The 21,692-nt window shown below is 60.2% G+C and carries 19 protein-coding genes; 8 read left to right on the forward strand and 11 right to left on the reverse strand.

Annotated features, from left to right (window positions below; all coding sequences use genetic code 11):
* Positions 1-36: 36 nt before the first annotated feature.
* The 6 genes from purB to cspD all read right to left on the reverse strand — a co-directional run bounded on the left by purB (position 37) and on the right by cspD (position 6,879).
* On the reverse strand, positions 37-1,407 hold the full coding sequence (gene purB / locus ACZ3GY_RS06950) for an adenylosuccinate lyase (protein ID WP_463564903.1): 1,371 nt from the start codon (positions 1,405-1,407) through the stop codon (positions 37-39).
* A gap of 123 nt (positions 1,408-1,530) precedes the next feature.
* The gene (hflD, locus tag ACZ3GY_RS06955) at positions 1,531-2,151 is read right to left on the reverse strand and encodes a high frequency lysogenization protein HflD (protein WP_465909444.1); all 621 of its coding nucleotides are present in this window, start codon (positions 2,149-2,151) and stop codon (positions 1,531-1,533) included.
* The gene (gene mnmA, locus ACZ3GY_RS06960; RefSeq protein ID WP_225832249.1) at positions 2,148-3,263 is read right to left on the reverse strand and encodes a tRNA 2-thiouridine(34) synthase MnmA; all 1,116 of its coding nucleotides are present in this window, start codon (positions 3,261-3,263) and stop codon (positions 2,148-2,150) included. The genes hflD and mnmA overlap by 4 nt, the downstream gene beginning before the upstream one ends.
* A 77-nt stretch (positions 3,264-3,340) precedes the next feature.
* Entirely contained in the window at positions 3,341-3,787 is a 447-nt protein-coding gene (locus ACZ3GY_RS06965) for an NUDIX hydrolase (RefSeq protein WP_465909445.1), read from the reverse strand.
* 74 nt (positions 3,788-3,861) lie between these two features.
* Positions 3,862-6,090: an NADP-dependent isocitrate dehydrogenase gene (locus ACZ3GY_RS06970; protein WP_465909447.1), complete on the reverse strand. Its 2,229-nt coding sequence runs from the start codon at positions 6,088-6,090 to the stop codon at positions 3,862-3,864.
* 519 nt (positions 6,091-6,609) lie between these two features.
* Complete coding sequence (gene cspD, locus ACZ3GY_RS06975; RefSeq protein ID WP_225832255.1) at positions 6,610-6,879, reverse strand: cold shock domain-containing protein CspD; 270 nt, start codon at positions 6,877-6,879, stop codon at positions 6,610-6,612.
* A 220-nt stretch (positions 6,880-7,099) separates the two neighbouring features.
* Between cspD and clpS the strand changes: the two genes are divergently transcribed.
* Positions 7,100-7,462, forward strand: coding sequence for an ATP-dependent Clp protease adapter ClpS (gene clpS / locus ACZ3GY_RS06980; RefSeq protein ID WP_225832257.1), 363 nt, complete (start codon positions 7,100-7,102; stop codon positions 7,460-7,462).
* 29 nt (positions 7,463-7,491) lie between these two features.
* Entirely contained in the window at positions 7,492-9,762 is a 2,271-nt protein-coding gene (gene clpA, locus ACZ3GY_RS06985; RefSeq protein ID WP_463564899.1) for an ATP-dependent Clp protease ATP-binding subunit ClpA, read from the forward strand.
* 134 nt (positions 9,763-9,896) lie between these two features.
* Here clpA and infA read toward each other — a convergent pair whose 3' ends face one another.
* From infA to trxB, 4 genes are all read right to left on the reverse strand, one after another.
* Positions 9,897-10,115: a translation initiation factor IF-1 gene (gene infA, locus ACZ3GY_RS06990; RefSeq protein WP_002553999.1), complete on the reverse strand. Its 219-nt coding sequence runs from the start codon at positions 10,113-10,115 to the stop codon at positions 9,897-9,899.
* 100 nt (positions 10,116-10,215) lie between these two features.
* Complete coding sequence (locus ACZ3GY_RS06995; RefSeq protein WP_465909448.1) at positions 10,216-10,923, reverse strand: arginyltransferase; 708 nt, start codon at positions 10,921-10,923, stop codon at positions 10,216-10,218.
* A gap of 68 nt (positions 10,924-10,991) precedes the next feature.
* Positions 10,992-11,693 (reverse strand): leucyl/phenylalanyl-tRNA--protein transferase, encoded by a 702-nt coding sequence (gene aat / locus ACZ3GY_RS07000; protein ID WP_465909449.1) that lies wholly within the window; start codon positions 11,691-11,693, stop codon positions 10,992-10,994.
* A 47-nt stretch (positions 11,694-11,740) separates the two neighbouring features.
* Positions 11,741-12,691, reverse strand: coding sequence for a thioredoxin-disulfide reductase (gene trxB / locus ACZ3GY_RS07005; RefSeq protein WP_465909450.1), 951 nt, complete (start codon positions 12,689-12,691; stop codon positions 11,741-11,743).
* A gap of 204 nt (positions 12,692-12,895) precedes the next feature.
* On the opposite strand from trxB, the gene ftsK reads away from it, so the two are divergent.
* From ftsK to cysG, 6 genes are all read left to right on the forward strand, one after another.
* Positions 12,896-15,304 carry a DNA translocase FtsK gene (gene ftsK / locus ACZ3GY_RS07010; RefSeq protein ID WP_225832265.1) on the forward strand — a complete coding sequence of 803 codons (2,409 nt, stop codon included), beginning with the start codon at positions 12,896-12,898 and terminating at the stop codon, positions 15,302-15,304.
* Between the two features lie 18 nt (positions 15,305-15,322).
* On the forward strand, positions 15,323-15,949 hold the full coding sequence (gene lolA / locus ACZ3GY_RS07015; protein ID WP_463564894.1) for an outer membrane lipoprotein periplasmic chaperone LolA: 627 nt from the start codon (positions 15,323-15,325) through the stop codon (positions 15,947-15,949).
* 7 nt (positions 15,950-15,956) lie between these two features.
* A complete protein-coding gene (locus tag ACZ3GY_RS07020; RefSeq protein ID WP_465909452.1) occupies positions 15,957-17,282 on the forward strand; it encodes a replication-associated recombination protein A in 1,326 nt (441 codons plus the stop codon).
* On the forward strand, positions 17,279-17,653 hold the full coding sequence (gene crcB / locus ACZ3GY_RS07025) for a fluoride efflux transporter CrcB (protein WP_465909453.1): 375 nt from the start codon (positions 17,279-17,281) through the stop codon (positions 17,651-17,653). Before ACZ3GY_RS07020 ends, crcB begins: the two co-directional genes overlap by 4 nt.
* Before the next feature lie 16 nt (positions 17,654-17,669).
* Entirely contained in the window at positions 17,670-18,950 is a 1,281-nt protein-coding gene (gene serS / locus ACZ3GY_RS07030) for a serine--tRNA ligase (protein WP_463564891.1), read from the forward strand.
* Positions 18,951-19,069: 119 nt separating this feature from the next.
* Positions 19,070-20,467, forward strand: a complete 1,398-nt coding sequence (gene cysG / locus ACZ3GY_RS07035; RefSeq protein WP_465909454.1) for a siroheme synthase CysG — start codon at positions 19,070-19,072, stop codon at positions 20,465-20,467.
* 162 nt (positions 20,468-20,629) lie between these two features.
* Here cysG and ACZ3GY_RS07040 read toward each other — a convergent pair whose 3' ends face one another.
* On the reverse strand, positions 20,630-21,625 hold the full coding sequence (locus ACZ3GY_RS07040; protein ID WP_463564889.1) for a TRAP transporter substrate-binding protein: 996 nt from the start codon (positions 21,623-21,625) through the stop codon (positions 20,630-20,632).
* Between the last annotated feature and the right edge of the window lie 67 nt (positions 21,626-21,692).

Raw genomic sequence — 21,692 nt, forward strand, 5'->3', positions numbered from 1 at the left:
CGGCTTCAGCCGGGCGTCCTTGAGACGGGCTACAGCTTAGATGCGTTTGGCCTGAGCCACCGCGTTGCCGATGTAGTTGGCTGGAGTGAGCTGCTTGAGCTCCTCCTTGGCTTGCTGTGGCATATCCAGGCCGTCGATGAAGGCCAGCAGTGCTTCCGGCGTGATGCCCTTGCCACGAGTGAGCTCCTTGAGCTTCTCGTAGGGGTTCTCGATAGCATAGCGGCGCATGACGGTCTGAATCGGCTCGGCGAGGACTTCCCAGCAGGCGTTCAGGTCTTCAGCAATACGTTGAGCATTGAGCTCCAACTTACTGATTCCCTTGAGGCTTGCTTCGTAGGCGATCACGCTGTGGGCGAAGCCGACACCGAGGTTGCGCAGTACGGTGGAGTCGGTCAAGTCACGCTGCCAGCGGGAAATCGGCAGCTTGCTGGCCAGGTGCTGGAACAGCGCGTTGGCGATACCCAGGTTGCCTTCGGAGTTCTCGAAGTCGATCGGGTTGACCTTGTGCGGCATGGTCGAGGAGCCGATCTCGCCCGCGATGGTCTTCTGCTTGAAGTAGCCCAGGGAGATGTAGCCCCAGACATCGCGATCGAAGTCGATGAGGATGGTATTGAAGCGGGCGATGGCATCGAACAGCTCGGCGATGTAGTCGTGCGGCTCGATCTGTGTGGTGTAGGGGTTCCACTGCAGGCCCAGATCGTTCTCGATGAACTGGCGGGCGTTGGCTTCCCAGTCGATCTGCGGGTAGGCGGACAGGTGGGCGTTGTAGTTACCCACGGCGCCATTGATCTTGCCCAGCAGTGGCACGGCGGCGATCTGCACGATCTGACGCTCGAGGCGATAGACGACGTTGGCCAGCTCTTTACCCAGGGTGGTGGGCGAGGCCGGTTGGCCGTGGGTGCGCGACAGCATCGGCACGTCGGCGAACTTGACCGACAGATCACGGATGGCAGTGGCGATCTGACGCATCAGCGGCAGCAGCACGTTGTCACGGCCTTCGCGCAGCATCAGAGCGTGGGACAGGTTGTTGATGTCCTCGCTGGTGCAGGCGAAGTGAATGAACTCGCTGACCTTGTCCAGCTCCGGCAGCTTGGCAGCCTGTTCCTTGAGCAGGTACTCCACGGCTTTGACGTCGTGGTTGGTGGTGCGCTCGATCTCTTTGACGCGTTCGGCGTGCTCGACGGCGAAGTTCTCGGCCAGCTCATTGAGCAGCGCGTTGGCTTCGGCGGAGAAGGGCGCGACTTCGCTCACACCTTCATGGGCAGCGAGGCGCTGCAGCCAGCGGACTTCAACCTGAACGCGGAAACGAATCAGACCGTATTCGCTGAAAATGGGGCGCAGAGCGCTGGTTTTGCCGGCATAGCGGCCATCTACGGGCGAAACCGCGGTGAGCGAGGAAAGCAGCATGGGAGGCGTTCTCGGACAGTCGGGCGTTGAAAAGGGCGCATATCATACATGAAGTAGGGCAGCTATCGGCGGCGACCCTGAGTCATTCGATGAACGAGATGCACATCAGAAAAAGTGCTGCGCTTAGTTGCGCAGCATTGGGTACAGCTCTCTCAGCAATTTGCGGCGGCTAAACACCAGTTGCCAGCGATGACCGCCGAGCTGTCGCCACAAGCGACCTGCGCGGATGCCGGCGAGCAGCAGGGCGCGGATTTTCGAGGCATTGGCAGGTTGCTGCAGAAAGCGGCTGTCGCCTTGCACCTGAATGCGCTGCTTGAAGGTGCTGATGGTGTCCTGATACAGCGCACCGCATGAGGAGATCACGTTCTCATGGCCAATGCCGAAGTGTTCGGCTTGATTCTGGATCTGATCCAGGCGCCCGCCCATCAATTGCAGGAGGTCGCCACGCTTGTCGAGCTGACGTTCCAGTCCCAGCAGGGCGAGGGCATAGCGCAGCGGCTCGCGCTGCAGGCTGGTGGGGTCGCGTTCCAGCGCGCTGACCATGGCACGGTAACCTTCTCGAAGGTTGAGGTCGTCACCGCCAAAAACATCCAGAGTACCTTTGGCGTCACGCACCAGCAGGCTAGCAATCAGGCAGGTCACTTCGCTTTCGGCGGCCTGGCCGGTCTTGGCGATCTTGTCGACCATCACAGCGGCCTGAAACACCGCACCGAGCGCGATCAGTTGTTCTTGTGTCGGGTTCATCGTGGGGCGCCCTCGCTCCAGGGCTCGGCGCTTTCGATCACGCCACCGCCAAGACAGATATCACCATCGTAAAAAACCACGGACTGTCCGGGCGTAACCGCGCGCTGCGGCTGCTCGAACGTGGCCCGGTAACCCGCTGCGCTGCGCTCCAGCGTGCAGGTCTGGTCTGCCTGGCGGTAGCGCACCTTGGCCGTCAGTTGACGCGGAGCATCGAGCTCAATCGGGTTGACCCAATAGATCTGCGAGGCATTGAGGGCGCGGGAAAACAGCCATGGGTGTTCGTTGCCCTGACCGACCACCAGCACATTGCGGGTCAGATCCTTGTGCAGCACATACCAAGGCTCATCGCTGGCATCTTTCAGCCCACCAATGCCCAGGCCTTGGCGCTGGCCAATGGTGTGGTACATGAGGCCGTGGTGCTTGCCGATGACCTCGCCCTCGGTGGTTTCGATATTACCCGGCTGCGCCGGCAGGTACTGCTTGAGAAAGTCGCTGAAACGCCGCTCTCCGATGAAGCAGATGCCGGTGGAGTCTTTCTTTTTGGCAGTGGCCAGCTCGTATTTTTCGGCGATAGCGCGTACTTGAGGCTTTTCCAGCTCGCCGACGGGAAATAGCGTCCTGCCGATCTGCTCACCGCCAACGGCGTGCAGGAAGTAGCTCTGATCCTTGTTCGGGTCGAGGCCCTTGAGCAGCTCGCTGCGCCCGTCGATATCACGGCGACGCACATAGTGGCCGGTGGCGATCAGGTCGGCACCAAGCATCAGGGCGTAGTCGAGGAACGCCTTGAACTTGATTTCACGGTTGCAGAGGATGTCCGGGTTAGGCGTGCGGCCAGCCTTGTACTCGGCCAGGAAGTGCTCGAACACGTTGTCCCAGTACTCGGCCGCGAAGTTGGCGGTATGCAGCTTGATGCCAATGCGGTCGCACACGGCCTGGGCGTCTGCCAGGTCGTCCATGGCGGTACAGTATTCGGTGCCGTCGTCCTCGTCCCAGTTCTTCATGAACAGGCCTTCGACCTGATAACCCTGCTCAAGCAACAGCAGGGCCGATACGGAGGAGTCGACGCCGCCGGACATGCCGACGATTACGCGCTGAGTGGCTGGATCTTGCATGGTCGGGATCAATACAGGCTTCAAAGGGGCGAGATTCTAACAGGATGCGCAGGACGTTTCAGTTCTGCCGATTGTGGTTACATCGGTTCGTGAATGAGGCTGAGGGGAAAGCGGGCACCCGCCAGGTAGTCATCCAGGCAACACATCACCAGCTCGCTGCGCAGATGATCGGACTCGACCTTGAGCTCTTCATGGTTGAGCCAACGGATACCGCTGATGTCGCTGTCCAGCACGCGCTCGGGGTGATGCTGGAGCAGGTTGGCGGTGAAGCAGATGCGTTGGTAGGTCACGCCGTTGCTCGGTGCGGTGTACAGGTAAATGCCGGTAACGCCGGTCAGCTCGACATCGCAGCCGGTCTCTTCCAGGGTTTCGCGTACTGCGGCCTGCAGCAGGCTTTCCCTAGGCTCCAGATGGCCGGCAGGCTGGTTGAGCACCAGGCGGCCGCCCTTGAGTTCTTCGACGAACAGAAAACGCCCGTCGTGCTCGACTATCGTCGCAACGGTGACGTGTGCATGCCAGGTCATAAAGCTTCCTTCTAGAGGATATGAAAATAAAAACCCCGGCACAGGGCCGGGGTCTTTTTACCTCAACGAATCACTCAGGCCAGAGAGGCCAGAGCTGCGTTGAGGGTCGCGCTTGGACGCATGACTTTTTCGGTCAGCTCCTTGTTCGGCGCGTAGTAGCCACCGATTTCAGCCGGCTTGCCCTGTACTGCACCCAGTTCGGCAACGATCTTGGCTTCGTTGTCGCCGAGGGTCTTGGCCAGTGGTGCGAACTGCGCTTGCAGTGCGGCGTCTTCGCTCTGCGCTGCCAGAGCCTGAGCCCAGTACAGCGCCAGGTAGAAGTGGCTGCCACGGTTGTCGATACCGCCGACCTTGCGCGCTGGCGACTTGTCGGTGTCGAGGAACTGGCCGGTAGCCTGATCCAGGGTCTTGCTCAGTACCAGTGCCTTCGGGTTGTCGTAGGTGTTGCCCAGGTGCTCCAGGGAAGCAGCCAGAGCCAGGAACTCACCCAGCGAATCCCAGCGCAGGAAGTTTTCCTCGACCAGTTGCTGTACGTGCTTAGGCGCGGAACCGCCAGCGCCGGTTTCGAACAAACCACCGCCATTCATCAGCGGCACGATCGACAGCATCTTGGCACTGGTGCCCAGCTCCATGATCGGGAACAGGTCAGTCAGGTAGTCGCGCAGTACGTTGCCGGTCACCGAGATGGTGTCCTTGCCTTCGCGGATGCGTGCCAGGGAGAACTTGATGGCTTCGACGGGGGCGAGGATACGAATGTCCAGGCCGCTGGTGTCGTGATCCTTCAGGTACTGCTCGACCTTTTTGATCATTTCGGCGTCATGCGCACGTGCCGGATCCAGCCAGAACACCGCAGGGGTGTCGCTCAGACGTGCACGGTTGACGGCCAGCTTGACCCAATCCTGGATCGGCTCGTCCTTGGTCTGGCACATACGGAAGATATCGCCTTCCTCGACCGACTGTTCCATCAGCACTTTGCCATTGGCATCGCTGACGCGAACCACGCCATTGGCCTGGATCTGGAACGTCTTGTCGTGGGAACCGTACTCTTCGGCTTTCTGCGCCATCAGGCCAACGTTAGGCACGCTGCCCATGGTGGTCGGGTTGAAGGCACCATTGGCCTTGCAGTCCTCGATGACCACTTGGTAGATGCCGGCGTAGCAACGATCCGGAATCACGGCTTTGGCGTCTTGCAGCTCGCCTGCGGTGTTCCACATGCGGCCCGAGTCACGAATCATCGCTGGCATCGAAGCGTCGACGATCACGTCGCTCGGCACGTGCAGGTTGGTGATGCCCTTGTCGGAGTTGACCATCGCCAGCGCCGGACGATCGGCGTAAACGGCGTTGATGTCGGCTTCGATCTCGGCCTGCTTGTCAGCGGGCAGCTTCTTGATGCTGGAGTACAGGTCGCCGATACCGTTGTTCAGGTTGAAGCCGGCTTCCTGCAGGGCAGCAGCGTGTTTCTCGAGGGCGGCCTTGTAGAACTCGGCAACGATCTGGCCGAAGATGATCGGGTCGGAGACCTTCATCATGGTGGCCTTCAGGTGAACCGAGAACAGTACGCCCTGTTTCTTGGCGTCTTCGATCTCTGCGGCGATGAAGCTGCGCAGTGCCTTCTTGCTCAGCACCGAGCAATCCAGGACTTCGTTGGCCAGAACCGAGGTTTTCTCTTTCAGCACGGTGGCGCTGCCATCGGTGCCGATCAGCTCGATCTTCACGCTGCCTTTGGCGTCGATCAGGGCAGCCTTTTCGCTGCCGTAGAAATCGCCGCTCTCCATGTGTGCCACGTGGGACTTGGAGTCAGCGCTCCAGGCGCCCATCTTGTGCGGGTGCTTGCGGGCGTAGTTCTTGACCGACAGCGGGGCGCGGCGGTCGGAGTTGCCTTCACGCAGTACCGGGTTAACGGCGCTGCCCTTGACCTTGTCGTAACGGCTGCGGATGTCGCGTGCTTCGTCGCTGTCGCCAGTGTCCGGGTAGTCTGGCAGTGCGTAACCCTGGGCCTGCAATTCTTTGATCGCGGCCTTCAGTTGTGGAACCGAGGCGCTGATGTTCGGCAGTTTGATGATGTTGGCTTCTGGCGTAGTGGCCAGTGCACCCAGCTCGGCCAGGTGATCACCCTGTTTCTGAGCATCGGTCAGAAACTCGGGGAAGAGGGCCAGGATGCGGCCGGCCAACGAGATATCGCGGGTTTCGACGGCGATATCCGAGGAGGCGGTGAACGCTTTTACGACGGGGAGCAGGGAGTAGGTCGCAAGCGCAGGGGCTTCGTCGGTGAGGGTGTAGATAATCTTCGAGCGTGTGGTCATATTTGATTTAACTCTCTTTTTGCTGAACTTGCACAAAGCACTGATCCGGGTGAGGTGGCTTCTGACCACAGCTCGGCATCAATGATGTGAATTCGAAGTTCCATCCCGATGATGTTGGGTGTCGCAATCGACCGACGGCGATAGCGGATCGCCTCTGACGGTCGGCACGACGAGTGCTGGAAGCCGTACTCCAGGCTAATGCGCCTTTATGACTACTCAGTCAGCGCCCGAGTATATCAAACCAGAGGGCGATGGCAGTGACCAAGTTGCTGGCAGTGCGGAGAGGATGGGCGTTTCCAGCTGCCGAAGCCGGTGCGAAGGGGCCTTTTCTAGATCCGGGATGGGCAAGAATGAACGGTATGTTTTCCGGCCGGGCTCAATTGTTTCGCGGCCTGTCGCGGTCAATACGACCAAGGTCGGATCATGCTTGCCCAAGGCTGGGCTGACAAAGTCTTCCTGGCAGCACGAAAAAGCCGACCCTGGGGCCTGCTTTTCCGTGCAGCTAAGCAGCTTAAGAAATCAAACCTCGACCGTCTCCCCGCGCACTCTACTGGTGGCGGTGGTGGTAGTAACTTCAGAAGCCGCCTGGGCAGCGCTGATATTCACGGCGTGGAGGCCCTTGGGGCCTTGAATAATATCGAAGCTCACGGCTTGTCCGGCTTTCAGGGTCTTGTACCCGTCCATCTGGATGGCCGAATAATGGGCGAACAGGTCCTCATCTCGGCCATCGGCCAGGATGAACCCATAGCCCTTGGCGTTGTTGAACCACTTGACCTTACCACTTAGCATGCTGATATCCCTCTGCAAGGAACTCCATTGCTGGAGTATCATCCACATTAGATCCCGCGTCCGTTAGATCACTCGTACGAGCGCAAGCCCTTTCACCCCGTAGGGGTATCCATTGGTTGTAACACCCTTTTGCCGATAGTCAAGGCAACGCACGAAGCACCGATAAACGGGTCTTATTTTTGTTACCCGTATCCATTCACCCACGAACCTTTTATCCAGCATGCATGCAAGTAGCCAGATTCGACTAACATTCAATCAGGATCGACCCGCACCGCATGAGGACGACTCTTCAGGCTTGGCCGTCGAGGAATCCAAGCCGGCATTGCAGGCGCCTCCGCTTTATAAGGTGATCTTGTTCAATGATGACTACACCCCCATGGATTTCGTGGTCGAGATACTCGAGACCTTCTTCAGCCTCAATCGGGAGGTGGCGACCAGAATCATGTTGACCGTGCACACCGAAGGTCGCGCCGTTTGCGGTCTCTATACCCGCGATATCGCTGAGACCAAGGCCACACAGGTCAATCAATACGCGCGGGAAAGTCAGCATCCATTACTCTGTGAAATCGAGAAGGACGGTTAACGCCGGCCATTTGGGCATGAGGTGAAGCTATGTTAAATCGAGAGCTCGAAGTCACCCTCAACCTTGCCTTCAAGGAGGCGCGAGCCAAACGTCATGAATTCATGACGGTTGAGCACCTTCTGCTGGCTCTTTTGGATAACGAAGCAGCAGCCAGTGTGTTGCGCGCTTGCGGTGCAAACCTGGACAAGCTGCGCAACGATCTGCAGGAATTCATCGACTCTACGACCCCGCTGATTGCACAGCATGATGAAGAGCGTGAAACCCAGCCAACGCTGGGCTTCCAGCGCGTTCTGCAGCGTGCGGTGTTCCATGTGCAAAGCTCCGGCAAGCGTGAAGTGACTGGCGCCAACGTACTGGTCGCGATCTTCAGTGAGCAGGAAAGCCAGGCCGTGTTCCTGCTCAAGCAGCAGAGCGTGGCGCGCATCGACGTAGTCAATTTCATTGCCCACGGCATTTCCAAGGTGCCAGGCCAAGGAGCATCGCCGGACGCCGAGCAGGAAATGCAGGACGAAGAGGGCGGTGAGTCCTCATCTTCCAGCAACCCGCTGGATGCCTACGCCAGCAACCTGAACGAACTGGCGCGTCAGGGCCGTATCGATCCGCTGGTCGGCCGTGAGAACGAAGTCGAGCGTGTGGCGCAGATTCTCGCCCGGCGTCGCAAGAACAACCCACTACTGGTCGGTGAGGCGGGCGTCGGCAAGACGGCCATCGCCGAAGGGCTGGCCAAGCGCATCGTCGATAATCAGGTACCTGATCTGCTCGCCGACGCGGTGGTCTACTCCCTCGACCTGGGTGCACTGCTGGCAGGCACCAAGTACCGTGGCGATTTCGAGAAGCGCCTCAAGGCACTGCTCACCGAGCTGCGCAAACGCCCTCATGCGATCCTGTTCATCGACGAGATCCACACCATCATCGGTGCCGGTGCAGCGTCGGGTGGCGTCATGGACGCTTCCAATCTGCTCAAGCCGGCGCTGTCGTCGGGCGAGATCCGTTGCATCGGCTCCACCACCTTCCAGGAGTTCCGCGGCATCTTCGAGAAGGATCGCGCCCTGGCGCGGCGCTTCCAGAAGGTCGACGTGGTCGAGCCCTCGGTGGAAGACACCATCGGTATCCTCAGGGGCCTCAAGGGGCGCTTCGAGCAGCACCATGACATCGAGTACAGCGATGAGGCTTTGCGCGCAGCTGCCGAGCTGGCCTCGCGCTACATCAATGATCGCCATATGCCCGACAAGGCGATCGACGTAATCGACGAGGCAGGTGCCTATCAGCGCCTGCAGCCGCAGGACAAGCGCCTCAAGCGCATCGACGTCCCGCAGGTCGAAGACATCGTCGCCAAGATCGCGCGGATTCCGCCAAAGCACGTCAGCAGCTCCGACAAGGAATTGCTGCGTAACCTGGAGCGCGACTTGAAACTGACCGTATTCGGTCAGGACGCTGCCATCGATTCGCTGGCCACCGCCATCAAGCTGTCGCGCGCCGGTCTCAAGGCGCCGGACAAGCCGGTGGGCTCGTTCCTGTTCGCCGGCCCGACCGGCGTCGGCAAGACCGAGGCGGCTCGCCAGCTGTCCAAGGCTCTGGGTGTCGAGCTGGTGCGCTTCGACATGTCTGAGTACATGGAGCGGCATACCGTTTCTCGCCTGATTGGCGCGCCTCCTGGTTATGTCGGTTTCGATCAGGGCGGCTTGCTCACCGAGGCAATCACCAAGCAGCCGCATTGTGTGCTGCTGCTCGACGAAATCGAGAAGGCGCATCCGGAAGTCTTCAACCTGCTGCTGCAGGTGATGGATCACGGCACCCTGACCGACAACAACGGGCGCAAAGCGGATTTCCGCAATGTCATCCTGATCATGACCACCAACGCCGGTGCAGAGACAGCCGCGCGTGCGTCGATTGGCTTCACGTATCAGGATCACTCTTCCGACGCCATGGAAGTCATCAAGAAGAGCTTCACGCCGGAGTTCCGCAACCGCCTGGACACCATCATCCAGTTCGGCCGCCTCAGCCACGAAACGATCAAGAGCATCGTCGACAAGTTTCTCATCGAGCTGCAGGCGCAGCTCGAGGACAAACGCGTCATGCTCGAAGTCAGCAACGCTGCGCGTGACTGGCTGGCGGAGCAGGGCTATGACGTGCAGATGGGAGCACGACCGATGTCACGCTTGATTCAGGATCGAATCAAACGCCCATTGGCCGAAGAAATTCTCTTTGGTGAGTTGGCTGAGCATGGTGGCACGGTTCACGTGGATCTCGACAATGGCGAACTGACGTTCGATTACGAGACAACTGCGGAAATGGCCTAAGGCGATTCGGCGGGCTCACAGAGCCCGCCAGTCGCACCTAGTTGCATAATGATGAAAACGAAAACGCCCGGCATATGCCGGGCGTTTTCGTTGCCGCTGCGCTTGGCAGACTGGGAAGCGTTGCTTCCTGCCTGTTAGCGGGCGCGGTAGGTGATACGACCCTTGCTCAGGTCGTAAGGCGTCAGCTCTACGCGCACCTTGTCACCAGTTAGAATGCGGATGTAATTTTTGCGCATCTTTCCGGAGATATGCGCGGTAACGACGTGCCCATTTTCCAACTCCACGCGAAACATGGTGTTGGGCAGGGTGTCGACGACAGTGCCTTCCATTTCGAAGCTGTCTTCTTTCGACATGCAGTAAAGCCCTCGGTATCCAATGAATGGCCCGGCGCAACTGGCCCCAGGCAAAAGCGGCATGCATTGTGCCCGAAAACCAGGGTTGACGCCAAGAGATTCAGGTGAGGGTGACCCAATGTTGATTGACGAACAGCTCGATGGGGCGGTATTGCGTCTTGTAATTCATCTTTCGGCAATTCTTGATCCAATAACCAAGGTAGACGGCCTGGAGATCCAGTCGATGAGCCTCGCTTATCTGCCAGAGGATCGCGAAGCGGCCGAGGCTGCGGCGTTCTTCGTCAGGGTCGTAGAAGGTGTAGACCGCTGAAAGCCCATTGGGCAATACGTCCGTCACGGCAATGGCCAGCAGTCGGCCATCGTCTCGAAACTCGTAAAAGCGCGCGAAGGGCAGGTCGCGTATCAAAAAGGTGGAGAACTGTTCGCGGCTGGGCGGGTACATATCGCCATCGGCGTGGCGCTGCTCGATATAGCGCACATAGAGGTCGTAGTACTCTTCGCTGAATACCGGCCTGACCGCGCGAACTTGAACCGACTCGTTGCGCTTGATGATTCGCCGCTGCTGTCGATTGGCCGTGAACTGGGCAACAGGAATACGCGCGGGCACGCAGGCGGTGCAGCGCTGGCAGTGGGGGCGGTAAAGGTGATCGCCGCTACGCCGGAAGCCAAGTTCGGAAAGCTCGGCGTAAACGTGCACGTCCATTGGCTGACTGGGATCGAGGAACAGGGTGGTGGCCTGTTCTTCGGACAGGTAGCTGCAGGGATGCGGTTGGGTGGCATAGAACTTCAGGCGAGCCAGCTCGGTCATGGTCGGCTTCCGGGATTAGCCTTGAATCAGTGTATGCCAGCTGGCAAGAGTCGACCAGAAAGAGCGGGTCATCTGTCGGCCTGCATTGCATTGCTGGACCAGGTGGCGGTGTTGGGCTGATCCAGGAAACGCTGCAGGTAGTCAGCGAATACGGTTCTGGTAATGGCGCGTGCGCCGAGGCTGTGAAGATGCTGGGTTGGCATCTGGCAGTCGACCAACTCGAACCCCCAGGCGTTGAGGTGCTCGATTAGCGTTACGAAACCCACCTTGGAGGCATTGTCGGCCCGGCTGAACATCGACTCACCAAAAAACAGTTTGCCCATGGCCAGACCGTATAGCCCGCCGACCAGTTGTTCGTCTTGCCAGACCTCCACGCTATGGGCCAGGCCGCGCCCGTGCAGCTCGATGTAGGCCTGCTGCATGGGCGTGGTGATCCAGGTGCCGTCAGCGTAGTCACGTGGTGCAGCGCAGGCCTGGATGACGTCCGGGAAGGCTTGGTCGAAGGTGACCCGATAATGCCCCTGGCGAATCACCTTGCGCAGGCTGCGCGAGACATGCACTTCGTCGGGAAACAGTACGGTGCGCGGATCAGGCGACCACCACAGCAAAGGCTGGCCATCCTGATACCAGGGAAAGCAGCCGTGCTGGTAAGCCGCGATCAGCCGCTCGGCACGCAGATCGCCGCCAGCAGCCAATAAGCCGCTAGGCTCGCGCAGCGCCTTGTCGAGGGGCGGGAAGGTCAGTGAGTCGCGTTGCAACCAAGTGAGCATTGGCGAAACCGCAGCGGGGGAGGGCGGGTTGATCCCGCCCAGGATCATCAGTTGTCGTCGAGGAATTTTTCGACGTCGAGAGCAGCCATGCAGCCAGCACCGGCGGAGGTGATGGCCTGACGGTAGACGTGATCGGCCACGTCACCAGCGGCGAAAACACCTTCGATGCTGGTGGCTGTGGCGTTGCCTTCGTTGCCACCCTTGATCAGCAGGTAGCCATCGCGCATTTCCAGCTGGCCCTGGAACAGATCGGTGTTGGGCTTGTGGCCAATGGCGATGAATACGCCAGCCAGCGGCAGGTCACTGGTGCTGCCGTCCTGGGTGTTGCGCAGGCGGGCACCGGTCACGCCAGTGGCGTCGCCGAGCACTTCTTCCAGCGTGTGGTTCCAGTGCAGGCGCATGTTGCCGTTGGCGGCCTTGTCGAACAGTTTGTCCTGCAGGATCTTCTCGGAGCGCAGCTTGTCGCGGCGGTGCACCAGGTGCACTTCCTTGGCGATATTGGAGAGGTAGAGCGCCTCTTCGACAGCCGTGTTGCCACCGCCGATGACCGCAACTATCTGGTTGCGATAGAAGAAGCCGTCGCAGGTCGCGCAGGCGGAAACGCCCTTGCCGGCGAAGGCCTCTTCAGACGGTAGGCCCAGGTACTGAGCCGATGCCCCAGTGGCGATGATCAGCGCGTCGCAAGTGTAGGTACCGCTGTCGCCCTTGAGGGTGAACGGACGGCTCTGCAACTCGGCAGTGTGGATGTGGTCGTAGATGATCTCGGTTTCGAAACGCTCGGCGTGTTTCTGCATGCGTTCCATCAAGCCCGGGCCTGTCAGGCCTTCTACGTCACCTGGCCAGTTGTCCACTTCGGTGGTAGTGGTGAGCTGGCCGCCCGGTTGAATGCCGGTTATCACGACAGGCTTCAGATTGGCACGAGCGGCGTACACAGCGGCACTGTAGCCGGCGGGTCCGGAGCCCAGGATTATCAGGCGGGAATGCTTGACTTCGCTCATAAAAACACCTCATAAGCCTTTGTCACAAAAGAGAATGCGTGCTCAAATTGAGCCGCACGGACGAATAGTGGCCGCTATGCTACACCGAAGCATGAAGCAAGCGGGAGATCAGCTCCCCATCAGCGGAGCGGCATGCCGTACAATGGCGACGTTTCGTCCTCTACCGATCATGCGGCGCGCTACCGGCGCAGGAACAGATGCGTTTTGAAGAATTCTAGCTCTACAGCACCGACACCAGCTTGGCGTCAGCAACTGCCGTACCGCCTCAAGGAGGGTGCGCTGATCGCCCTCGGGGCCTTGTGCCTCTACGTGTGGATGGCGCTGCTCACCTATGATCCGGCAGACCCGGGCTGGACCCATACCAGCAACGTCGAGCAGGTACACAATGCTGCTGGTCGTGCCGGCGCCTGGTTCGCCGATGTGCTGTTCATGGCGCTGGGCTATTTCGCCTATCTCTTCCCGCTACTGCTCGGTATCAAGGCGCTGCAGGTGTTCCGTGCCCGTCACGAACCCTGGCACTGGAGCGGTTGGCTATTTTCCTGGCGTTTGATCGGCCTGGTTTTTCTGGTGCTGTCAGGCTCGGCACTGGCCTATATCCACTTTCAGGGTGGTGCAGGCCTACCGGCATCTGCAGGCGGCGCACTGGGTGAGAGTCTGGGGCAACTGACCGTAGCGGCCCTGAACGTGCAGGGCAGTACACTGCTTTTCATTGCCCTGTTTCTGTTCGGTTTGACGGTATTCACCGACCTGTCCTGGTTCAAGGTGATGGACATCACTGGCAAGATCACTCTGGATCTGCTGGAGCTGGTACAGAGCTTGGTCAACCGCTGGTGGAGTTCGCGTCAGGATCGTAAGCAACTGGTCGCCCAGTTACGCGAAGTGGATGAGCGTGTTCATGACGTGGCGGCGCCGATGGTGCGTGACCGTCGTGAGCAGGCCAAGGTCAAAGAGCGCCTGATCGAGCGTGAAGAGTCGCTCAACAAGCACATGAGCGAGCGCGAAAGCCGTCCCGCTCCGGTCATCACAGCTCCGAGTGCGCCCAAGGCGCCCGAGCCGAGCAAGCGCGTGCAGAAAGAGAAACAGGCGCCGTTGTTCGTCGACAGCGCGGTGGAGGGCACGCTGCCGCCGATCTCGCTGCTCGACCCGGCAGAAGCCAAGAAGATCGAGTACTCGCCCGAGTCCCTGGCGGGCGTCGGCCATCTGCTGGAGATCAAACTCAAGGAGTTCGGTGTCGAGGTATCGGTCGACTCGATCCATCCTGGCCCGGTGATCACCCGCTACGAAATTCAACCTGCCGCGGGCGTCAAGGTCAGCCGGATCTCCAACTTGGCCAAGGACTTGGCGCGCTCGCTGGCAGTGACCAGCGTCCGTGTGGTTGAAGTGATTCCCGGCAAGACCACCGTCGGTATCGAAATCCCTAACGAGAACCGCCAGATCGTGCGTTTCTCCGAGGTGCTGTCGACCCCTGAGTACGACGACGCCAAATCACCGGTCACCCTGGCTCTGGGTCACGACATCGGCGGCAAACCGGTCATCACCGACCTGGCGAAAATGCCTCACCTACTGGTTGCCGGTACCACCGGTTCCGGTAAGTCCGTGGGCGTGAACGCGATGATTCTTTCGATCCTGTTCAAGTCAGGTCCGGAAGACGCCAAGATGATCATGATCGACCCGAAAATGCTCGAGTTGTCGATCTACGAAGGCATTCCCCATCTGCTCTGCCCGGTCGTCACCGACATGAAGGAAGCGGCCAACGCGCTGCGCTGGAGCGTCGCCGAGATGGAGCGCCGCTACAAACTGATGTCGAAGATGGGCGTGCGTAACCTGGCAGGCTTCAACCGCAAGGTGAAGGATGCCATCGAGGCCGGCGAGCCGCTGTCCGACCCGCTGTATCGCCGCGAAAGCATGGAAGACGAAGCGCCGCTGTTGAAAACGCTGCCGACCATCGTAGTCGTCGTGGACGAATTCGCCGACATGATGATGATCGTCGGCAAGAAGGTCGAAGAGCTGATCGCCCGTATTGCCCAAAAGGCGCGAGCGGCGGGTATTCACCTGATTCTCGCTACCCAGCGGCCGTCGGTGGACGTGATCACCGGTCTGATCAAGGCCAACATTCCGACCCGCATGGCCTTCCAGGTATCGAGCAAGATCGACTCGCGCACCATCATCGACCAAGGCGGTGCCGAACAGCTGCTCGGCCACGGTGACATGCTCTACATGCCGCCTGGTACCAGCTTGCCGATTCGTGTGCATGGCGCGTTCGTCTCCGACGATGAGGTGCATCGCGTTGTAGAAGCCTGGAAGCTGCGGGGCGCGCCGGACTACAACGAAGACATCCTGGCCGGCTCCGAAGAGGGCGGTGGTGGCTTCGATGGTGGTAGCGGTGGCTCCGACGGTGGCGACGACAGTGAGTCGGATCCGCTGTACGACGAAGCGGTCAACTTCGTATTGGAAAGTCGCCGCGCGTCCATCTCCTCGGTGCAGCGCAAACTGAAGATCGGCTACAACCGCGCAGCCCGTATGATCGAAGCCATGGAAATGGCTGGCGTCGTCACACCGATGAATACCAACGGTTCGCGCGAGGTCATTGCACCTGGTTCGAGCCGCGATTAACCCTGACAGAGGATTCACATGCGCCTGATACGTTTGATGTTGCTCGCCGTCCTCACCACCGCGAGCCTGTTCGCCCACGCCGACGATGAGGCCGCCGTAAAACGGCTGACCGAGTTGCTCAACCAGGCGCAGACCATCACCGCGCGCTTCTCCCAGCTGTCCCTCGATGGCAGCGGTACCCAGCTGCAGGAAACTGCGGGTGAGTTGGCACTCAAGCGTCCGGGCCTGTTCCGCTGGCACACCGATGCGCCGATGGAGCAGTTGCTGGTTTCCGATGGCAAGCAGGTGTGGTTGTACGACCCGGATCTCGAGCAGGTGACCATTCAGTCCCTCGATCAGCGTCTGACTCACACCCCGGCCTTGCTGCTTTCCGGTGATGTCTCGCAGATCCGCGAGAACTTCGAGATCACCTTCAAAGAAGGTGGCAACGTGGTCGATTTCATTCTCAAGCCCAAGTCCAAGGACACGCTGTTCGACAGCCTGCGCCTGTCCTTCCGTAATGGCGTACTGAACGACATGCAACTGATCGATAGCATCGGCCAGCGCACCAACATTCTGTTCATGAGCGTGAAGATGAACGAGCCCCTGGATGACAAGCAGTTCAGCTTCGAAATCCCAGAGGGTGCGGACGTCATCCAAGAGTAGGTAAGTCGTGGATCTGTTTCGCAGCGCGCCCGTCGCCCAGCCACTGGCCGCCCGTCTGAGGGCGACCACGCTGGACGAATACGTCGGTCAGGAGCATTTGCTGGCCCGCGGCAAGCCGCTGCGCGAAGCGCTGGAGCAGGGCGCCTTGCACTCGATGATCTTCTGGGGGCCGCCCGGTGTCGGCAAGACCACCCTGGCCCGCTTACTGGCTCAGGTCACCGATGCGCATTTCGAGACCATTTCCGCGGTGCTGTCCGGGGTCAAGGAAATTCGCCAGGCCGTCGAGGTCGCCCAGCAGCACGCGGCCCAGTATGGCCGTCGCACCATTCTGTTCGTCGACGAAGTGCATCGCTTCAACAAGTCGCAGCAGGATGCCTTCCTGCCGTACGTCGAAGACGGCACGCTGATCTTCATCGGTGCGACCACGGAAAACCCCTCGTTCGAACTCAATAACGCCTTGCTGTCCCGCGCGCGCGTCTACGTGCTCAAGAGCCTGGATGACGCGGCGCTGCGCAAGCTGGTCGACCGCGCACTGAGCGAAGCCAAGGGCCTCGGTGAGCGCAAACTGACACTGCCGGACGACAGCTTCGACATTCTAAAGAGTGCTGCGGACGGCGACGGCCGACGCTTCCTCAATTTTCTCGAGAACGCCGCCGACCTGGCCGATGACGGTGGTGAGATCAGCACCGAACTGCTGCTCGACCTGCTCGGTGATACCCGACGGCGCTTCGACAAGGGCGGTGAGGCTTTCTACGACCAGATTTCCGCGCTGCACAAGTCGGTACGCGGCTCCAGCCCGGACGGTGCCCTCTACTGGTTCGCGCGCATGCTCGATGGCGGCTGTGATCCCTTGTATATCGCCCGGCGCGTGGTGCGCATGGCCAGCGAGGACATCGGCAATGCCGACCCCCGCGCGTTGACCCTGTGCCTGAATGCCTGGGACGTGCAGGAGCGCCTCGGCAGCCCGGAAGGTGAGCTGGCCGTGGCACAGGCCATCGTTTACCTGGCCTGTGCGCCGAAAAGCAACGCCGTGTACAGCGCCTTCAAGGCTGCCATGCGTGATGTCGCGGAGAACGGCTCGCGGGAAGTACCACTGCACCTGCGCAATGCACCGACCAAGCTGATGAAACAGCTCGGCTATGGCGATGAATACCGCTACGCCCATGACGAGCCCGATGCCTACGCCGCTGGCGAAGATTACTTTCCCGAAGACGTCGAGCCGCGCCGCTATTACCAGCCGGTGCCACGCGGCCTGGAACTGAAGATTCGCGACAAGCTCGCCCATCTGGCTGATCAGGATGCCAACAGCCCTCGGCAGCGGAGAAAATCATGATTCTTACGGTATTGGCGGTGGCGCTGGGTGGTGCTCTGGGCACACTGGCGCGTTTTTTCACCGGTAACTGGATCAGTGCCAACTGGCCGCAACATTTCTATGGCGCGACCCTGATCGTCAACCTCGTCGGCTGCCTGCTGATCGGGGTACTCTATGGCCTGTTTCTGCTACGTCCCGAAGTGTCGCTGCCGTTAAGAGCAGGGTTGATCGTGGGCGTGCTGGGTGGCTTTACCACCTTTTCTTCATTTTCCCTCGACACCCTGCGCCTTCTCGACAGCGGCCAGGCGCCAATAGCCATAGGCTATTTGGCGGTAAGTGTTGTGGGCGGCCTGCTCGCTACCTGGGCAGGCCTTTCGCTAACCAAAATCTGATCGACGAGAACCTGAAATGCTCGATTCCAAACTGGTGCGCAGCCAACTGCACGAAATTGCCCAGCGTCTGGCCACCCGTGGCTATGAACTGGACGTGACCCGCGTCGAAGCCCTTGAGGCCCAGCGCAAGTCCGTTCAGACCCGTACCGAGCAATTGCAGGCAGAGCGTAACAGTCGATCCAAGTCCATCGGCCAGGCCAAGCAACGCGGTGAAGACATCGCGCCGTTGCTGGCCGAGGTCGACCGCATGGGCAGCGACCTGGAGGAGGGCAAGCGCGAACTGGACGCCATTCAGGTAGAGCTCGACAACCTGCTGCTGAGCATTCCCAACCTGCCGGACGATTCGGTACCGGTCGGTGCCGACGAAGACGGCAACGTCGAAGTACGTCGCTGGGGCACGCCGAAGGCCTTCGACTTCACCGTGCAGGATCACGTCAGCCTCGGCGAGCAGCACGGCTGGCTGGATTTCGAAACCGCCGCCAAACTGTCCGGCGCGCGTTTTGCCCTGCTGCGTGGCCCAATTGCCCGCCTGCACCGCGCCCTGGCGCAGTTCATGATCAACCTGCACACCGCCGAGCACGGTTACGAAGAGGCCTATACGCCTTATCTGGTTCAGGCCCCGGCGCTGCAGGGTACAGGTCAGCTGCCGAAGTTCGAGGAAGACCTGTTCAAGATCAGCCGCGAAGGCGAAGCCGATTTCTATCTGATTCCGACTGCCGAAGTGTCGCTGACCAATATCGTTGCCGGCGAGATCATCGATGCCAAGCAGCTGCCGCTGAAGTTCGTCGCGCATACACCATGCTTCCGCAGCGAGGCCGGTGCATCGGGCCGTGATACCCGTGGGATGATCCGCCAGCACCAGTTCGACAAGGTCGAAATGGTTCACGTGGTCGAGCCGGGCAAATCCTTCGAGGCGCTCGAGGAACTGACCGGCCATGCCGAGAAGGTTCTGCAACTCCTCGAACTGCCGTACCGCGTGCTGGCCCTGTGTACGGGTGACATGGGCTTCAGCGCGACCAAGACCTACGACCTGGAAGTCTGGGTGCCGAGCCAGGACAAGTACCGCGAAATCTCTTCCTGTTCCAACTGTGGCGACTTCCAGGCCCGCCGCATGCAGGCGCGCTATCGCAACCCGGAAACCGGCAAGCCGGAACTGCTGCACACCCTCAACGGCTCTGGCCTTGCGGTGGGTCGTACCCTGGTGGCGGTGCTGGAAAACTACCAGCAGGCCGACGGCAGCGTCCGTGTTCCCGAGGTGCTGAAGCCCTACATGGGCGGTATCGAAGTGATCGGCTGATCCATGCGTGACGGCGGCACCTCAGTGTGTCGCTTGCCGCCGCATTTCAGGCCCCGAGCTGAGTCTCGGGGTCGTCATTTTCACCATGTCGCTCGCGAGCGACCGTAATGGGCATCGTCATGGACTTTCTTCCCCTGTTCCACAAACTGCAGGATCGCCGCGTGCTGGTGATCGGCGGCGGAGAGATCGCCCTGCGCAAGGCGCGTCTACTGGCCGATGCCGGAGCCTGCCTGCGTGTCGTATCGCCTGAGGTGGGTAGCGAGCTGCGCGAACTGGTGGAGCAGGGCACTGGCGAGTTGCGCTTGCGCAACTACCAGGCCGACGATCTGAATGGCGTGTCGCTGGTGATCGCCGCGACCGATGATGAAGCCTTGAATGCCCAGGTTTCCCAGCAGGCCCAGGCAATCGGCCTGCCGGTCAACGTAGTGGATGCGCCTGCGCAGTGCAGCGTGATCTTTCCTGCCATCGTCGACCGTTCGCCGTTGATCGTCGCGGTCAGCAGCGGCGGTGATGCCCCCGTGCTGGCCCGGCTGATCCGCGCCAAGATCGAAACCTGGATTCCCTCGACCTACGGTCAGTTGGCCGGTCTGGCGAAAGTCTTCCGGGCACAGGTCAAGAGCCTGTTTCCTGACGTGCAGCAGCGCCGAGTGTTCTGGGAAGACGTATTCCAAGGGCAAATTGCGGAAAGCGTATTCGCCGGCAAGCTCGGCGAAGCCCGCCGCCTGCTGGAGGAGAAGGTCAGTGGCGCCGCGCCCCGTGCTCTGGGTGAGGTCTATCTGGTCGGTGCAGGCCCGGGTGATCCCGATCTGCTGACCTTCCGCGCCCTGCGCCTGATGCAGCAGGCCGATGTGGTGCTCTATGATCGCCTGGTCGCTCCTGCAATCATCGAGCTGTGCCGCCGTGATGCCGAACGCATCTACGTCGGCAAGCGTCGCGCCGATCATGCCGTCCCTCAGGAACAGATCAACCAGCGTCTGATCGACCTGGCCAAGGCCGGCAAGCGCGTGCTGCGATTGAAGGGCGGTGATCCGTTCATCTTTGGCCGTGGTGGGGAAGAGATCGAGCAACTGGCATCCCATGGCATTCCTTTCCAGGTAGTGCCGGGGATCACTGCGGCCAGTGGCTGTTCGGCCTACGCGGGTATTCCGCTGACCCATCGTGATCATGCGCAATCGGTACGTTTCGTCACCGGCCACCTCAAGGACGGCAGTACCGACCTGCCATGGTCGGAGCTGATAGCCCCCAGCCAGACGTTGGTGTTCTACATGGGGTTGGTTGGTTTGCCGACCATCTGCCAGCAACTGGTCGCCCATGGTCGTGCAGCGAGCACGCCGGCAGCGCTGGTGCAGCAGGGCACCACGGCGAATCAGCGGGTTTTTACCGGCACCCTGGCCAATCTCCCGGATCTAGTGGCGCAGCATGAGGTGCATGCACCGACGTTGGTGATCATCGGAGAAGTAGTGCAACTGCGTGACAAGCTTGCCTGGTTCGAAGGTGCTCAGGAGACGGCTCGATAGAGTCGTGTGCCGCTTACCCGTAGCCTGTGGTTGAGCGTAGCGATACTCAGGGCAGTCATTACCGGGTATCGCTACGCTCAACGCCGGGCTACAAGAGCGAGCTACTCTGGAGTGATGTTTCCCAGGGTTCGCAGCGCTCAACGCAGGCCACTGGCGAAGCGATCAATTCTTGCGATTGACCGTTTGCGCTGCCTTGATCACGTCTGCACCGATCTCAGCCTCGAACTGCTGCCACACGGGGCGCATGGCCTCACGCCAGGCGTTGCGTTGTTCCGCCGTGAGGCTGATGATTTGGCTCTTGCCTGAGGCTTCGATACGGCGACGATCTGCCTGATTGGCCTCTTCGGCCTGACGGTTAACCGCATATGTAACCTCGTCGATGATGGCCTCAAGCTCGGTGCGAATCTGGTGAGGAATGCCGTACCAGAAACGCGCGTTGCTGATCAGCATGTAATCGAGCACGCCATGGTTGGTTTCAGTGATATAGGGCTGAACCTCGTGCAGACGCTGGCTGTATAGGTTCGACCAGGGATTCTCCGCACCCTGCACCTGGCCGCTCTGCAGCCCCTTGTAAACTTCTGCAAACGGCATTTTTACCGACGTCGCGCCCAGTTGGGCGAACTGGGCATCCAGTACGTTGGAATTCTGGATACGGAAACTCAGGCCTGCAGCATCAGCAGGCACACGCAGGGCCTTGGTCGCCGACATCTGCTTCATGCCGTTGTGCCAATAGGCCAGACCCACGATGTTCTGATCTTCCATCGAACGCAGCAACTGGCGGCCTTTGGCGCGCTTCTGGAAGCGGTTGACCGCCTCCAGATCGTCGAACATGAAGGGCAGATCGAATACCTGCAGCTGCTTGGTGTATTTGTCGAATTTGGCCAGTGAAGGGGCCAGCATCTGTACCTCGTTGTTGCGCAGCGCTTCCAGCTCGTTAGCGTCGCCATACAGGGACGAGTTGGGGTAGACCTCAACCTTGACCTTGCCTTCCAGGCGCTGGTCGACCAGGCGCTGGAACATCAGCGCTCCCTGACCTTTTGGCGTGTCGTCAGCCACCACATGGGAAAGCTTGATCACCAATGTGGCTTCTTGGGCAAAGGCAGTGTGCGAGCTGAGCGTCAGGGCGCAGGCGGCCGCAACGGCGATCTTTTTGAACATGCGGGTGACCTTATTCTTATCGACTATTTTTAGGTCGGACGCTGGTTGGCAGAAACGTCCGTGCTGG

This window comes from Pseudomonas sp. PME37.24/006, from assembly GCF_055556635.1.